The organism is Synechococcus sp. W70.1 (genome assembly GCF_047461515.1).
Taxonomy (GTDB): domain Bacteria; phylum Cyanobacteriota; class Cyanobacteriia; order Thermostichales; family Thermostichaceae; genus Thermostichus.
In genome coordinates, this window is sequence record NZ_JANSHH010000036.1 from 25,139 (window position 1) to 39,413 (window position 14,275).

Here is a 14,275-nt window from a genome sequence, read left to right on the forward strand (position 1 = left end):
ATACTAGCCTAAGATTGATGCAAACTCTGCCAGCAGCGAGGCCTGTCATGAGCGAGGTCAGCCCCGAAAAAGACGCTGGTTGGAAGCCGCCAACCCCGCCTGGTGTCCAACGCTCCCCACGGGCGGCTGCCCAAACGCCATCAGCGGAACCCCCAACTCAGCTGGATCCGTTGGTGAACAGGACTACCCCTCTCGCGCCAGGGATCGGCTCGCGTCCTTCTGTGAGCGCTCCTAAGCCCATTCTAGGCCGGCCCGTCCCGCCAGAGGTAGCTGTCGCTCCTCCCCAGACGCCAGTGCCCATGCCGGGCTCTGTGGCTCCTCCGCAGGGATCTCTGCCCACTGCTGCTGCGGCAGCTCGGCCTCAAGCCTCCCCTCCCAGGCCAGCGGCTCCGCCTTTTGTCCCGCCGGCTCGTCCGACGGCTGTTGGTCAGGTCCCGCTGGCTGCTGCTCCTAAGTCTGCCCCCTCTGGCCCGACGCTGCGCCAACTGGTGCAGGAAGCCTACGAAAAAGGCTACTCGGACATTCACCTGGGGGTGGGAGAAGTACCCCGCTTTCGGGATCGGGGGGAAATTGTGATCAGCAACCACCCCGTTACCACCACCGAGATGTTCTATAGCTGGCTGCGGGAAAGCCTGCCGGAAAACCAAATCCGCCAGTTTGAAGAGTGCTTAGAGCTGGATACCGCCATCCAGTACGAGGGCTTGGTGCGCTGCCGGGTCAACTGCTTCGTCTCCCTCCTTGGGCCAGCCATGGTGCTGCGCCTCATCCCGCTCAAGATTTTGACGCTGGAGCAGTTGCGGGCGCCGGAAGTGCTCAAGCGCATTGCCGAGGAGCCCAAGGGCCTCGTGCTGGTGACTGGCCCAACTGGCTCCGGTAAGTCCACGACGCTGGCGGCAATGGTGGACTATATCAACTCCAACTTTGCCAAGCACATCATTTCCATTGAGGATCCCATCGAGTTTGTTCACCAGAGCAAGAAATCCCTGATTCGGCAGCGGGAGGTTGGGATCCACACCCTGGAGTTTGCTAACGCTCTGAAAGCCTCCCTGCGGGAAGATCCGGACATCATCCTCATTGGGGAGATGCGGGATCGGGAAACCGTAGATATCGCCCTCAAGGCCGGCCAGACAGGCCACCTCGTGTTTGGAACCCTGCACACCAACAGCGCTGTTCGCACCATCGAGCGTCTGCTAGGGATCTACAAGCCGGAAGAGCAGGAGCCGATGCGCCTGCAACTGGCGGAAACCCTGGTGGCCATCATTGCTCAGACGCTGGTGCGCACCACCGACGGCAAGCGCACGGCAGCCCACGAGATCATGCGCAACACCGATGCCATTCGCGACTACATCAAGCGGGGAGCGGTGGACGAGATCGAGGAGCTCATTGCCGACGGCTCCTACGAGGGCATGTGTACCATGAACCAGTCGCTGTTTCGGCTCTATCAGGAGGGGCGGATTACGGCGGAGGTGTGCCTGGAGGCAGCTCCGCGGCGCAACGAGATGGCCCAGTGGCTGCGGGGCCGGATATAGGCAGGACAGGTGCGGGTGCTTGAGGGAAGGCTTGCCTTATCCTAGACTGAGAGCAACGGGCATGCTTATCTCCTCAGCCAAGCTTTGGCTAGGGGGATAGGTTGGTGGTGAAAGCAAGTTAGAAAACAGGAGAATCTCTACCGTGAGCGTGATCAACCAGCTCATCGAAACTGCAGATAACCAGCTGCGCTATCTCTCAGTTAGCGAGCTGCAAGCTATCCAAGACTACATGAGCAGCGGGGAAAGACGGCTGCAGATTGCTCAGGTGTTAACTGAGAATAGAAAGCGGATTATCGATCAGGCCCAGAAACAGCTATTTGCCAAGCGACCTGAATACCGACAACCTGGTGGCAACGCCTATGGGGAAAAGCGCTACAACCAGTGCCTGCGGGACTACGACTGGTACTTGCGTTTGGTAACCTACGGCATCGTCGCTGGCAGCAAGGAGCCAATCGAGTCCATTGGCCTGATAGGGGTGCGGGAAATGTACAACAGCCTCAACGTACCCATTGCCGGCATGATCGATGCGATGGTCTTTTTGAAGGAAGCAGCCCTCAGCTTGTTGGATCCCGATTCGGCTGCCGAGGCCGCTCCCTACTTTGACTACATCATCAATGCCCTGAGCTAGCTGCCCTTGGAGGAAAGGGAGGCTAGGGCCGCACGGGCGCAGGCGGCTACCTGTTCCTGGGGATCCTGGGCAAGCCGGGCAAGACCAGCTTGGGCAGCTTCCGTCCCTAACTTACTTAGGGCAATGCAGACGCGGTAGCGCAGTTGCCAATCCTCAGAAGCGATGAGGGGCTCCAGGTAGGGGATGGCCCGCGGATCCCCCAGATCCCCTAAAGCTGCAGCAGCGGCGGTGATTAGCAGTTCATTTCCTTCCTGGAGAGCCTGCACCAGCGTGTCGAAGGCGGCGGGGTTGCCTAGCTCGCCGAGGGCGGCAACGATGCTAAAGCGCACCAGCCACTCCGTCTCCCGCTGATAGGCCTCTAGGAGATCGGCCAGGGCTTGCGGCTGCTTGAGATCCCCCAGAGCAGCAGCAGCGGCAGCTCGCACGTCGAACTCGGGATCCTCCCGCAAAGACCGCTGCAGAATTGGCAAAAGGATGGCTGGATCGATCCCTTTTGCGGCCAGGGTGCCCAGTTGGCTGATGGCAGCGTAGCGGACGCGGGCATTTTCGTCGGCTACTGCCTGCTGCAGCAGCGTCAAGCTTTCCGGCGGGGAGAGTTCTCTGGCCTTGTTAATAGCGCGCAGCCGCTCTCCCAAATCCTGAGAGTTCAACAGCTGCAGCAAGGCTGTCAGTGAAGGCGGATCCCCAGCAGTTGTTGTCATAGTTCTTTCCCTCCGTAGCTTTCTCTGGCTGTAGCAAAGAAGGAAAACTCAGTGTTATCATTCTGAAGCAGTGTGTGCCGTCTTTCGGTCCTATGGCCTTATTGCAGAAAGAAAAGCAGGAGATTATCGAGAGATATCGACTGCATGACACTGATACTGGCTCTGCCGATGTGCAAGTTGCCTTGCTAACCAGCCGCATCAACCAACTCTCGCAGCACCTTCAGAGAAACCCCAAGGACTTCAACTCCCGCCGCGGCTTGCTGATGATGATTGGTCGCCGCAAGCGACTGCTCAACTACATCGCTAAGCATCATCCCGAGCGCTTCCGGGAGCTGGTTGAACGGTTAAACATTCGGGTGAAGAAGTAGCTAGCTAGTCAAAGCACAGCCGAGGAGCTACCTCCGTGGGCAAATCTAGCCGCCATTCCAAAGCTTCTCAAGGCCGCCCCAGTCAGTCTGCTGGCCAGGGGGAGAAAAAGCCAGCCAAAGGAGAGCGGGCTGCTGTCATTCCCCCTGAGGTAAGCCAGCGCATGGTGCGGCGGATCCTAATTTTTTCTGGGATCCCTTCTACGCTTGGCCTAAGTAGCTTTGTTGTCAACTACTACCTTCTAACCAACCATGTGATAGCCCTGCCCCCCTACTTTACTTTGGTGGAGTCGCTGGCCTTTTTTGGCCTTGGCTTTTTGGGCATCAGCTACGGTGTCTTCTCGGCCTCTTGGGATCCAGAGCCCGGATCCCTGCTGGGGGTTAGTGAGTTCCGCCGCAACCTAGGCATTTTCCTCCAGCAATGGCGCGAAGCAGCAAGCGGCTCTGCCTCTTCGAAAGCCGACGAGACCTAGCTGCTTTGTGCTCTGGCTGGAGGGGTTCAAAACAAGCTGTTGGGGCTATAGCCGCACCTCAGTTCCCTCAAAGAACCCACGGATGATCAAAATGGCCCCTTGTCGGCTAGCAGGAGTCCCTGGTTCATCCTCCGTACCGCCTTCAACGTTGCCGGTGGGGAACTCTTGTTCTAGGAACCATTGGCCAGAAATTCGATTTGCAGAAGTGGTTGAGTCAAAGATAAGGTTCAGGTTTCCCCTTTGAACGCCACCCCCTACGTCAAGCCGGTTAAACGGCCCCGCCAATTGTGCTCCGGCCAGGGTACGGAAGACGAAATCTCCTGTGGTGGGCACAATGCCCTGAAGGATAACGGGCTGAGGGTTGTCTCCTTCCGCAGGCGAGCCGGGCAAGGTACCCGTAGAGCGCTCTGTGCGCAATGAGAAAAAGTAATCAAAGGCTGTTGGGGCATCTGGACGCCCAGGGACAGGTAACTGAGGAATTGGGGTGGGAAAAGGCCGCGGTGGAGGGCTGACCTGCACAAAGTTGAGAACTGTGCTGGTGTTGGCCGGATCAAACTCCGCCTGAACACGACCGTTCAACAGGCGCCGGATGCGAACCAACTGATTGGGCAAGATGTTCGGTCGACTCGGATCCGGAGCAAACAGCACTGACTGGGTACCCACCTGGGTAGGACGGTAAACGATCTCCGCCTGGTTGGGCCGAAAGTTTAGGCGGGCAAAGAGAGCCAAGGCATCCTCAGGAGTGCCATCGCCCGCAACCCCCCGCTGCCGCACCACAAAGCTCGCGGAGAAACTGCCTGTTTGGAGAATAGCGACTACAGGACCTTGGGGTGGAGGAGGGTTGACAAAGGAGCCAGGCGCCAAAATCTCACCACCGGGGCCAGGGCCACCGTTTTCAAACAATACACCCACAGTGGGGACAATCAGGGAAGAATCTCCCTCCAGGACGACTTGATTACCATTTCTACTCACCAAAATGCGGCGCACGGTGAGCGTTAAAACAGTGCGGTCATTTCGGATAGCCCTGAAGGTGGTATTCACCCGAATGCGCTGGTCGTTGGGGTTTGTCGAAATTGCAACCAGCCCGGCGATATTGAATTGCGTAGACAGCCTACCGTCGTTGGGGCCAAAGGCAATGAGGTTCACCAGCGGCGCGGTTCGGGCAATTTGGATGGCCAGCGTGCTGGAGCGAAGGGTGGAGTCGATTGTCAGTTCATTGGCTGGGATCTCGTTCACAGGCAAGATGCGGGCTTCAACATTGGCGATGCGAGCTTCACCGCTTCCCTGCAGGGGGTTGGTACGGACAGGAATCCCGTTGTCGAATCTCGGATTGATGTAGTCTAGCCGTAAGTTGGTGGTCTCCAGCACCGAGCCGGGGGTAAAGCGATACTCCTGGGCCGAGACAAACGCTGTGGGATCCACCTGGACAGGCCCAGGTAGGGTTGGAGCCTCATTAACCTCGCCGCAGCCCCCTAAGAGCAAAACCCCACACAACACTGCCAATGATCGACCTTTGAAGTTCATACGGCACTGCCTCACACACCCTAATCTGGGGAAATTCACACACAAAATGGAGGGGAAGGCACCCAACCCCCAACGCTACAGGTAGGCTGGTTGCCCCTGCTTGAGGCTATGATACCCCATATCTAGGGGATGGGCCATTTCCAGGAAAATTTCCTGGATTTGCTTTGCCGCTGGCTTGACAACGCTCTGAGATGCAGTAGAACTAACGGCAGACATTCCCCCTTGAAACGGGATCTCCACGTAATCTTGCCAATGCACATGGGCAGATTCAGTGGATCTCGGCTGGATGCAGTTGGAAGAACTTGCTGTGGTGTGAGTGAGTGGAGACTTCCCTGATGAAACGACGTTCTGGTTCAGCCCTTGGCCATGGTGGCCTTTCCCTTCTGGTGACTTGGGCTTCGCTGGCCCTGGCCGCTGGTTGCAGCAGCGAGCCTACTGGCGGGCTGCCGCCCCTCTTGACCGCCGATGGATCCACGCCTCCTCCCGTGGCTGTGGCTCCCACCATTTCACCCAACCTCACGCCCATCACCTTCCGCCCCGGGCCGGACTTTGCCCCCATCACCCCGCCGCCAGTTCAACCCGATCTGCCGGATCCGCCTCAATTTGGGCCAGGGGGCGGCTTCAACGTCGACCAGCCGTTTGCATCGCTCTCTTACAGGGTGGATTTAACCAACCTAATTGTTCGAGGAGGGATAGCAAGCGTAGACATCCAGGTTCTGAACATCACTTGTGGAACAGATGTTACTGGCGTGATCCGGCCTGAGGCCATAAGTCAGTTCAGAAACTTGCTAGTTGGGAGAGGCAACACATTTGCCGACGCTAACGGCTTCAACTTTAGCTACACGTTTCCAACGGATCCTAGGTTTTTCGATGACTTGAGGATTTTTTCAAAGGGAATTAGGAGGATCGAGAACCGAGAAATACTGACAGGAGATGACATTGTTTTTGTCCTAACTATTAGAGATGCTTTTGGACAAGTTTTGCGGGTTGATGACTCAATTTTCAATCCAGGGGAAACTCGAAGCGAGGTTCGCGGCTCTGCAATTCCACCCTGTAGCAACCTTCCTCAGCCAACTCCCACTCCAACTCCTACTCCTCTGCCGCCTGTACCTACGCCTACCTCAGGCCCCACTCCTGTGCCAACGCCGGTTCCTGTGGGACCCTCGCCCCTGTTTGCTCGCTTCCTACTGCCCAATCCAGCGCCGGTCAATACACCTGTTACCCTCACCTTTGTAGTCGATAACCGAGTGGCTGGCGCTATTCCCTTGAGTGGTCTCAGCTTCCAGGCAGTCTTGCCAGAGGGGCTGGTCGTGGCCAATCCTCCCACACCTGCCGGCATTGCCAATCCAAATACCTGCGGGGGCACTTTGGGCGCAATACCGGGAACAAGGATCATCAACCTTTCGGGCGGAGTTCTAGCAGCAGGTGCTACTTGCGAGGTGAACGTCTCCATTCAAGCAACGGCTCCTGGGATCTACACATTGCCGCTGCTATTTGTGCCGAACAATCAGACTCTACCCAGTGCAGCTCCTCCCATCACTCTAGTAGCTAACTAGCAGCCAATGGTGATGCGGCTTTGGAGAGGACTTCCGTTTTGTAAGCGAAGGTGGCAGGAAATGAAGGTGCAAAAGTTCAAGACTGAAAGAAGTTGGTTGCGGGCTTTAGGCAGCGCGGGGGCTGTTTTCTTCACTACGGCAAGCTTGATCGGCTGTCAGCAATCCAACGACAAAAGCGCCACTAGCTTTGTTCCTGGGCCGATCATTCCGCCGCAAACGCCCAGCGTACCTACCGGAGGCACTGAGGTGGGTTTACCTCCTATAGCCCCAGGGATCCCTTTACCAACTCCTACCATTGCTATCCAACCTCCTCTCCCAGCCCCAACCATTCCTCCGATTCCCTCTCCTGCTCCTGTTCCCACCATTAAGGCGGAGATCCCTGTTCCTTCTACCCCTTTCCCTCCCCCGACGCCGTTCCCTGTTGGGAAAGTTAGCGTTACGCCGGAAAAAGTTGTGTTTGCGGAAGGCACAACTGTTGGTTCTACCGAAACTATAACCCTTACGCCTTCCAAAGCTCCTGCTAATGGCAGTTTGGTGTTGAAGGTGGAAAGCAATAACCCACAGGTGGTGGGTGTTTCTACAACAGCTGCCTCTTTCGTAACTGTTGTCATTCCACCGGGATCCGAGGATAAGCCCACAGTTACATTAACCCGTTTGATCCCGGCCACTCAGGAAGGCAATGCCACCATAATAGTTACCCGCGACCCTGCCACAACAGCTGTCAATTACCCGGTGGGCAGTGTGAATGTTCTTGTGCCGGTTAAGGTATTGCAGGAAGCGCCGCCTACCATTACGGTTACCCCTCCGACGATAGAGTTTCTCAATAATGACATAGTTGGGGCTACCAAGGTTGTCAAGGTCGAACTCGCAGCCCCTCCGATTGGTGGGCAGGTTGTTTTGGATGTCAGCGGAACTCCTAACCCCTTTGGGGCGGGCGCTCCGTTCACTGTTTCGACCTCTACTCTCCTCTTTAAGGAAGGTAGCAAAGGGCCTCAAGAATTCGGAGTTATTCGACTAACGGGCGGGGTATTCACTGGCTCCATCACTATTAAGCTTAACCCATCCTTAACTACTGCCAGCAACTTCCTGACCAGTGATATTAACTTTGTGATTCCTGTGAAATCAGCAGCCCCCTAACTTTCAAGGCAGAGCCTGAACCTCCACCGCCAGCTGGCTTTTCGTTTGACAGGCTAACGGGGGCAATCAAGGTGCAGTGTCCAGCCACCAACACTCCTCCCAACACTCCTCCCAACACTCCTCCCATTGGCTCTACTCTCTTGACATTGGTGACTGTTACGGACTCTTCTAGTCCTCCTATCTCGGCGCAGGCACGTGTGAACATTACAGTTAAGTAGACGATACATGCCTGGCTTGTATGAATGTCCAAGACCATCTTGGGTGAGACTGTTGAGCTACACCCAATCGGCTTTTCTTTTGCTGCACTGGTAACGGTTACTAACTCTTCGACTCCCCCAATTGCAGCTCAGAAGTTTGCAGCGGTCAAAGTCGAGTAGCACATATCGTGTCAGTTCCTTTGCAGAGCCAACTTTCTGGGTTGGCTCCCACTCCATCAATCGTCGGAGGGCAGGTCTGTAGCAGCCTCTCTTGCAGCGGACCTAGCATAGCAGCGCCTTACCTCAAGAGGAAGAAAGTCCGCGACTGGTGACCCTGCAAGCCCTCCAGCAGAGCCCTCCTTTTCTGGAGAGACAAAGCCTTACTCTGGGGATCGTTCAAGACCCGCCTACGCAACAGGCAGAGCTTCGGGAGTGGTGAACCATGCTAGGAGGAGGCGGCTGCCATCTCCCGTGCCAAGACCCATTCCACGAGGGTGCGCACGCCGTAGCCAGTAGCGCCTTTGTTGGTGTAGCCCGAGTCTTTTTCGGCCCAGACGGGACCAGCTATGTCTAAGTGGGCCCAGGGGGTTTTCTCCACAAATTGCTTAAGGAAGAGGGCGGCAGTGATGGAGCCGCCAGAGCGGGGGCCAGTGTTTTTCATGTCGGCTACGGTGGAGCTGAGGCCCTCGAAATAGCTCTCTTCCAGGGGTAAGCGCCAGATCTTTTCGCCAGAGAGGTTGGCCGCCTGCTGCAGCTCCTGGGCCAGCTTCTCGTCGGGGGTGAAGAGGCCAGCAATCTCTTCTCCTAGGGCAATGACGCAGGCGCCGGTCAAGGTCGCTAGGTCAACAATGGCGTCCACCCCTAGTTTCTCGGCAAACACCAGGGCATCAGCCAGGGTGAGACGGCCCTCGGCATCGGTGTTGTTGACCTCGATGGTCTTGCCGTTGGAAGCGGTGAGGATGTCTCCCGGGTGCAGGGCCCGACCGCTAATCATGTTTTCCGTGGCGGCGACGATAAAATGCACCTCTACCCGCGGCTTGAGGGCAGCTAGCGCACGGGCCGCTCCCAAGACGGCTGCCGCCCCGCCCATGTCGGTTTTCATCATAGCAATGCTGCGGGAGTCGGTTTTGATGTTGAGGCCGCCGGAGTCGAAGGTGAGGCCCTTGCCCACCAGGGCCAACTTGGCAACGGGATCCCCTTCTTTGGGCTTGTAGGTGAGGTGGATAAACTGAGGCGGCAGATCCGAGGCTTGGGCCACGCCCAGGAAAGCCCCCATGCCTAGGGCTTTGCACTCTTCCCGCCCCAGGATCTCCACCTCTAGGCCGTAGTCTTGGGCCAGTTGCCGGGCAGTGTCAGCCAGGGCAGGAGGCGTGACGACGTTGGCGGGAGCAGCCACCAGTTCGCGGGCCAGGATCGTCCCGGCAGCCATCTCGGTGGCCCGCTGAAGGGCGTTCTCACAGTCTTGGCGGGCCTGGGCCAGTCCCGGCACCAAGAGCGTGACTTCCTCAACGGAAAAGCCGCGCTCTTCGTCGGGCTTGGGGGGAGATTTGAAGCGGTTATCCTGGTGGGCCACTAGGAGGCTGGCTTCAGCCACTGCCTGCACTGCTCGCCCCTGATCCAAGCCAGTTTCCGGCAAAGACAGCACCACCTGCTTGGCTTTAAGGCTGTGGGCCTGGCGCAGGCCGTTGGCAGTAGCCCGTCGCAGTCCTTCCAGGGTTAGTGCCGCCGGATCTCCCAGCCCCACCAGCACCAGCTTGCGGATAGGCCCTGGCAGGCGCAGGGCGAGGCTGCTGTTGGGCTTGCCCTGAAACTTCTGTTCTTGAACCGCTTCCGCCACCAGCCCCGACCATACCTTCTCGTCCAGGGAAGCGATCTCAGCAGGCAGCGGGAAGGTGGCGTTTTCGCCGCTGGGGGCAAAGCAGTAGACCAGGGCACATTCGGCCTGCGTTAGAGGTGGCTCGCCAAGACGAAGCTGCATGGGAAACCTTTGGCCAAGCTAGGGACAGCAGACTCTCAGTGTAGCCAATTCCGCCACTTCTGGGCCAGGGGATCCCTCGGCTGGCATCGACGTGGGCCTTTCCAGTCAATAGCCTTTAATCAGAAAGGGAGAGACCCAAGGTATGGTCTGGCGGCGGCGTTCCATCCTTCAGCTTGGGGTTATTGCCTGCGCAATGCTCCTTGCCCTGGCGGTAGGGGGGGTGGGATCCCTGGCCCAGGCGCAGAGACCCCTGGAAGAGCTGCCGCAGCCGCTTCGCCTCAAGCTGCCCCCAGGCCTAGCCCGCTACGCCTACGACAAGTCGGCGGGAGACTACTTTGAAGAGATCGAGCCGCTGCTGCCAGGGGGAGCTTATGCCCAGTGGGCCTTCTACCCCATCCCCGTCTACATCCAGGGGGATCACCCCCAGTGGAAAGCCTTTGTGGAGCAGGCGGTGAAGGAGTGGTCGGCCTATATCCCGCTCAAGGTGGTGGCCAAAGAGGAAGAGGCCTCCTACGGGATGAGCATCTACCGCGTTCCTCCCATTGGCGAGGGAATAGCGGGGGCAGCCCGCCCAGAGTTTTTCTTCGCCGCCGATGGTTCGCTGCAGCAGCGGGTGCGCATTGTTATCGTCGAAGGCCAGGGGCTGGCAGAAGTTACGGCAGTGGCTCGGCACGAGATTGGCCATGGGCTGGGGCTGTGGGGCCATAGTCCCAACCCGCGGGATCTGATGTACGGCGGCCACCACGCCGAGGCCACTGGCAATCGCCGCTTGCTGCGGGTGCCCACCATCACCAAACGGGATCTCAACACCCTAAAGCGGGTTTACGAGCAGCCTACCCTCATGGGCCAGGTCTTCCCGGAAAGCTACCGCCGCCTCTTTGGCCAGGTCTGGGGGGAAAGGCCGTTTCAGAGGGCTTTTGGGGTTGCCGGCAGCTAGAGGCGTAGGAGTTGCCATACCCCCTTTAGTGCCATTGCTAGGAGAAAAAAGAGCAACTGGGTGGCAACAATGCTGGGTCCGGAGGGCAGATTAAAGGCAGCCGAAAGGAGGATCCCCAGCACGGCGCTCAAGCCTCCCAAGGCCATGGCCAGCAGCACATAGGCTGTAAAGCTGGATCCCAAAAGCCGCGCCGTCGAGGCGGGGATGACCACAAAGGCGCTCACCAACAGCACCCCCACCGAGCGGATCGACAGCGCCACCACCAAAGCCAGCAGCACCACAAAGGCTAGCCGCTGCCAGCCCACTTCCACCCCTCGCGCCCGCGCCAGCGACTCGTCCAGGGTAAGCAGCATCTGGGCAGGCAAGGTCAGGCCGATGTACCCTAGGGCAAGTAATAGGAGCAGGCCGCTCATCCACAAAGCTGGCAGGCCGATGCCCAAGATATCCCCGAAGAGCAGTTGGTTGAGGTTGCCGCGGTAGCCAGGGATCAAGCTCAAGCCGAGGATGGCTAGGGCCAGGGAGGAAGAGTAGATGATGTTCAGCACCGTATCCGGCGAAAGCTGGGTGCGTTCCAGGATAAAGGTCACGCCCAGGGCAAACACCACCCCAAACCCCATCAGCACTGCCGTAGGATTCAGCCCCAGGGCTACTCCCACGACAATACCCAAGAGCGCCGAATGCCCCAGGGCATCGCTGAAAAACGCCAACTGCCGAAAGATGACAAAACTGCCCAGCAGTCCCCCCGTCACCCCTGTGAGGACCCCGCCCAGAAGAGCCCGCTGCATGAAGGGCAACTGCAGCAATTCCACCACCCGCGCCCAGGTCTCCGGCATTTCCCCTCCTTAGTGATGTTGGATGTAGCGGGCAAACTCGGGGCTGTAGACGCAGCTCAGCATCTCCGGCGCCAAGACCACCTCGGGGGATCCCTGGCAGATCAGGGAGCGATTGAGGCACAACACGCGGTCGCAATGGCGGGACACCATTTCCAGGTCGTGGGAGACTTGTAGGATGGTCCAGCCCAGGGATCGGCGCAGCTCTTCCAACATCCGATAGAACTCCCCTTCGCTGGGGCTATCCAAGCCGGCGGGGGCCTCGTCCAGCACCAGCAGCCGCCGCGGCCAGACTAGGCAATAGGCCAACAGCACCCGCTTCAGCTCGCCGCCGCTTAGTTGACCCAGGAGTTTAGAGGCCAGGTGTAGAGCCTCGGCCCGTTGCAGGGCTTTCTGGACGGCTTCCTGCCGAGCAGCTTGCTGCTGCCAGGGCCAGCGAGGTTTGAGGGATCCCCAGCCCAGGGCAACAAACTCGGCCACGGTCAGGGGAATGGCGGGGTTGAACTGCAACCGCTGGGGCACGTAGGCAATCTGCTGCCGCACTTTCTGGGGCAAGTACCCCGACAGGCGCAGCGGCTCTCCCAGAATGCAAATCGAGCCACACTGCCGCGGCAGGATGCCCAGGATGGCCTGCACCAACGTGCTCTTGCCGGCACCATTGGGGCCGACAATGGCGGTATGGGATCCCGCCTCCAGCGCAAACGACACATTCTGCACGGCCAACTGGGATCCCCGATAGACCGTCAGCCCCTCCACCCAAAGGACAACTTCGCCCAAGTGGGAGGTCATCGCCCCCTCGCCAGCAGGTGTTCGAGGGCAGCTTGGCCCACCACGGGCAACTGCAGGGGAACCCAGGCCTTTTCCTTCTCAAAGGCGGAGACCAGGTTCTCCACGTTTTGCCGCATGACGGTTAGGTAGTACTCCGGCTCCAGACCCTCTGGGCCAGCCGTTTCGATGGGATCGAAAACGCGAACTTGGATCCCTAGGTCTCTGGCCAAAACCTCAAAGGGGTTGTTACTCCCCAGCTGCGGTTCCACCAGGATCGTCTTCAGGCCGGATGCCCGCACCGTCTCCATCACCCGCCGCACATCTTCGGGGGAGGGGCTGGCTTCAGGCTCCACCAAAAACTCAGCCTTGAGGTTGTAACGCTCGGCAAAGTAGGGGGCAAAGTTGTGGAAGACCACAAACTTTTTCCCTGCAAAGGGGGCTAGGCGCCGCTCAATTTCCTCGTCCAAAGCCTTGAGCTTCTCGATAAAGGCAGCCGCGTTGGCCTGGTAGATCTCTGCCCCCGCCGGATCTACAGAGATGAGGCCATCACGAATATTTTCCACCTGCTGAATGGCCCGCCTGGGATCCAGCCAAATGTGGGGGTTAAACTCGCCGTGGCTGTGCCCATGAGGGTGGCCATGGCCATGCCCGTGAGAATGGCCGTGACTGTGTCCATGAGAGTGTCCATGGCCGTGACCGTGGGAGTGCCCATGCTCTGGCTCCTCAGCCCGCAAAGTTGGGAGCCCTTCGCTGCTGTCAACGATTTGCAATTGGGGGTTCCCAGCGCTGGCGATCAACCCTTCCAAAAACGTTTCCATACCCAACCCGTTGATCACCAGCACATCCGCCTGAGCCAGCAAACGAACCTCCTCAGGCCGAGCCTGAAAGCTGTGGGTCCCCATCTGGGGAGGGATTAGAGGCCTCACCTCCGCCCGATCCCCCGCCACGGCGCGGGTAAATTGCGTCATCGGCAGGATGGTGGTCACCACCTTCGGGGGGTCGGATCCCTGCTGGGCCTGGGGCTCTTGCCGGCGTGTCTGCGAGCAACCCAGGATCCCGACTGAGAGAGCGGCCACCAGCAAGACCAGCGACTGCACAGGTTGAGCCAAACGCGGAGAGTTAGTCCTATTGGTCATGGGCCCCAACACCTCACGAGACAACAGAGGCGGCAGCGTCGGAAGTGCCTAACTGCTGGAAAGTCAAGGCCCGCTGCTGGAGCAGGGCAAACATGCTCACCAGGCCGTTGCTTCGGGAAGGGCTAAGGCTGAAGTTAAGACCCATCTCCCGCACGAAATTCAGGGAAACCCCCAAAATTTCCTCCGGCGCTAGGCCACTTAGCCCCTCCACCAGAATGGCCACCAAGCCCTTGACCAACTGGGCGTCGGCATCTCCCTGGATGTAGACCTTGCCGTCCCTCAATTCGGTGGCCAGCCACACCCGCGAGGCGCAACCCCGCACCAGATTCTCCTCCGTCCGCTGCGACTCGGGGAAAGGGGGCAGGCGCTTGGCATAGGCCAAGAGCAACTCGTACTTCTGACGAGGGGTTTTGGCCTTTTGAAAGCGACCCACAATCTGCCGCAGAGCTTCGGGCATCAACCCACTGGCTGAATGAGAATGATAATCAAAATTGTAGCACGCTGCCTCAGAGCCTG

14 protein-coding genes are annotated in these 14,275 nt (G+C 58.7%); 7 read left to right on the top strand and 7 right to left on the bottom strand.

Going from position 1 to position 14,275, the window contains the following annotated elements; translation table 11 throughout:
- Positions 1 to 299 precede the first annotated feature (299 nt).
- Together NW808_RS11000 and apcD are read left to right on the top strand one after the other, a co-directional pair.
- Entirely contained in the window at positions 300 to 1,529 is a 1,230-nt protein-coding gene (locus NW808_RS11000) for a type IV pilus twitching motility protein PilT (protein WP_414421209.1), read from the top strand.
- Between the two features lie 142 nt (positions 1,530 to 1,671).
- Positions 1,672 to 2,157: an allophycocyanin subunit alpha-B gene (gene apcD / locus NW808_RS11005; RefSeq protein WP_414410991.1), complete on the top strand. Its 486-nt coding sequence runs from the start codon at positions 1,672 to 1,674 to the stop codon at positions 2,155 to 2,157.
- Here the strand turns inward: apcD and NW808_RS11010 are convergent.
- Complete coding sequence (locus NW808_RS11010) at positions 2,154 to 2,858, bottom strand: HEAT repeat domain-containing protein (RefSeq protein ID WP_414410992.1); 705 nt, start codon at positions 2,856 to 2,858, stop codon at positions 2,154 to 2,156. The two genes, apcD and NW808_RS11010, sit on opposite strands and share 4 nt — an antisense overlap.
- A 92-nt stretch (positions 2,859 to 2,950) precedes the next feature.
- On the opposite strand from NW808_RS11010, the gene rpsO reads away from it, so the two are divergent.
- On the top strand, positions 2,951 to 3,226 hold the full coding sequence (gene rpsO / locus NW808_RS11015; protein ID WP_414395636.1) for a 30S ribosomal protein S15: 276 nt from the start codon (positions 2,951 to 2,953) through the stop codon (positions 3,224 to 3,226).
- Positions 3,227 to 3,261: 35 nt separating this feature from the next.
- Positions 3,262 to 3,696, top strand: coding sequence for a PAM68 family protein (locus tag NW808_RS11020; RefSeq protein ID WP_414410993.1), 435 nt, complete (start codon positions 3,262 to 3,264; stop codon positions 3,694 to 3,696).
- A 45-nt stretch (positions 3,697 to 3,741) separates the two neighbouring features.
- Here the strand turns inward: NW808_RS11020 and NW808_RS11025 are convergent, their stop codons facing one another.
- Complete coding sequence (locus NW808_RS11025) at positions 3,742 to 5,220, bottom strand: hypothetical protein (RefSeq protein WP_414421210.1); 1,479 nt, start codon at positions 5,218 to 5,220, stop codon at positions 3,742 to 3,744.
- Between the two features lie 335 nt (positions 5,221 to 5,555).
- Between NW808_RS11025 and NW808_RS11030 the strand changes: the two genes are divergently transcribed.
- The gene (locus NW808_RS11030) at positions 5,556 to 6,776 is read left to right on the top strand and encodes a hypothetical protein (protein ID WP_414421211.1); all 1,221 of its coding nucleotides are present in this window, start codon (positions 5,556 to 5,558) and stop codon (positions 6,774 to 6,776) included.
- Between the two features lie 60 nt (positions 6,777 to 6,836).
- A complete protein-coding gene (locus NW808_RS11035) occupies positions 6,837 to 7,913 on the top strand; it encodes a hypothetical protein (RefSeq protein ID WP_414421212.1) in 1,077 nt (358 codons plus the stop codon).
- Between the two features lie 642 nt (positions 7,914 to 8,555).
- Here the strand turns inward: NW808_RS11035 and NW808_RS11040 are convergent.
- Positions 8,556 to 10,088: a leucyl aminopeptidase gene (locus tag NW808_RS11040; protein WP_414421213.1), complete on the bottom strand. Its 1,533-nt coding sequence runs from the start codon at positions 10,086 to 10,088 to the stop codon at positions 8,556 to 8,558.
- Positions 10,089 to 10,230: 142 nt separating this feature from the next.
- Here NW808_RS11040 and NW808_RS11045 point away from each other — a divergent pair, with 142 nt between their 5' ends.
- Positions 10,231 to 11,025, top strand: a complete 795-nt coding sequence (locus NW808_RS11045) for a hypothetical protein (RefSeq protein ID WP_414421214.1) — start codon at positions 10,231 to 10,233, stop codon at positions 11,023 to 11,025.
- Here NW808_RS11045 and NW808_RS11050 read toward each other — a convergent pair.
- The 4 genes from NW808_RS11050 to NW808_RS11065 are packed head-to-tail and all read right to left on the bottom strand — an operon-like array spanning position 11,022 to position 14,216.
- Positions 11,022 to 11,858: a metal ABC transporter permease gene (locus NW808_RS11050; protein ID WP_414421215.1), complete on the bottom strand. Its 837-nt coding sequence runs from the start codon at positions 11,856 to 11,858 to the stop codon at positions 11,022 to 11,024. The two genes, NW808_RS11045 and NW808_RS11050, sit on opposite strands and share 4 nt — an antisense overlap.
- Before the next feature lie 9 nt (positions 11,859 to 11,867).
- Positions 11,868 to 12,644, bottom strand: a complete 777-nt coding sequence (locus tag NW808_RS11055) for a metal ABC transporter ATP-binding protein (RefSeq protein WP_414421216.1) — start codon at positions 12,642 to 12,644, stop codon at positions 11,868 to 11,870.
- Entirely contained in the window at positions 12,641 to 13,759 is a 1,119-nt protein-coding gene (locus NW808_RS11060; RefSeq protein ID WP_414421217.1) for a metal ABC transporter solute-binding protein, Zn/Mn family, read from the bottom strand. The genes NW808_RS11055 and NW808_RS11060 overlap by 4 nt, the downstream gene beginning before the upstream one ends.
- Before the next feature lie 13 nt (positions 13,760 to 13,772).
- Positions 13,773 to 14,216, bottom strand: a complete 444-nt coding sequence (locus tag NW808_RS11065; RefSeq protein WP_414421218.1) for a SufE family protein — start codon at positions 14,214 to 14,216, stop codon at positions 13,773 to 13,775.
- Between the last annotated feature and the right edge of the window lie 59 nt (positions 14,217 to 14,275).

Coding starts and splice junctions, on each gene's coding strand:
- NW808_RS11000 (WP_414421209.1), top strand. CDS start 300: ATGCCGGGCTCTGTGGCTCCTCCGCAGGGATCTCTGCCCACTGCTGCT.
- NW808_RS11010 (WP_414410992.1), bottom strand. CDS start 2,858: ATGACAACAACTGCTGGGGATCCGCCTTCACTGACAGCCTTGCTGCAG.
- rpsO (WP_414395636.1), top strand. CDS start 2,951: ATGGCCTTATTGCAGAAAGAAAAGCAGGAGATTATCGAGAGATATCGA.
- NW808_RS11025 (WP_414421210.1), bottom strand. CDS start 5,220: ATGAACTTCAAAGGTCGATCATTGGCAGTGTTGTGTGGGGTTTTGCTC.
- NW808_RS11030 (WP_414421211.1), top strand. CDS start 5,556: ATGAAACGACGTTCTGGTTCAGCCCTTGGCCATGGTGGCCTTTCCCTT.
- NW808_RS11035 (WP_414421212.1), top strand. CDS start 6,837: ATGAAGGTGCAAAAGTTCAAGACTGAAAGAAGTTGGTTGCGGGCTTTA.
- NW808_RS11040 (WP_414421213.1), bottom strand. CDS start 10,088: ATGCAGCTTCGTCTTGGCGAGCCACCTCTAACGCAGGCCGAATGTGCC.
- NW808_RS11045 (WP_414421214.1), top strand. CDS start 10,231: ATGGTCTGGCGGCGGCGTTCCATCCTTCAGCTTGGGGTTATTGCCTGC.
- NW808_RS11050 (WP_414421215.1), bottom strand. CDS start 11,858: ATGCCGGAGACCTGGGCGCGGGTGGTGGAATTGCTGCAGTTGCCCTTC.
- NW808_RS11055 (WP_414421216.1), bottom strand. CDS start 12,644: ATGACCTCCCACTTGGGCGAAGTTGTCCTTTGGGTGGAGGGGCTGACG.
- NW808_RS11060 (WP_414421217.1), bottom strand. CDS start 13,759: ATGACCAATAGGACTAACTCTCCGCGTTTGGCTCAACCTGTGCAGTCG.
- NW808_RS11065 (WP_414421218.1), bottom strand. CDS start 14,216: ATGCCCGAAGCTCTGCGGCAGATTGTGGGTCGCTTTCAAAAGGCCAAA.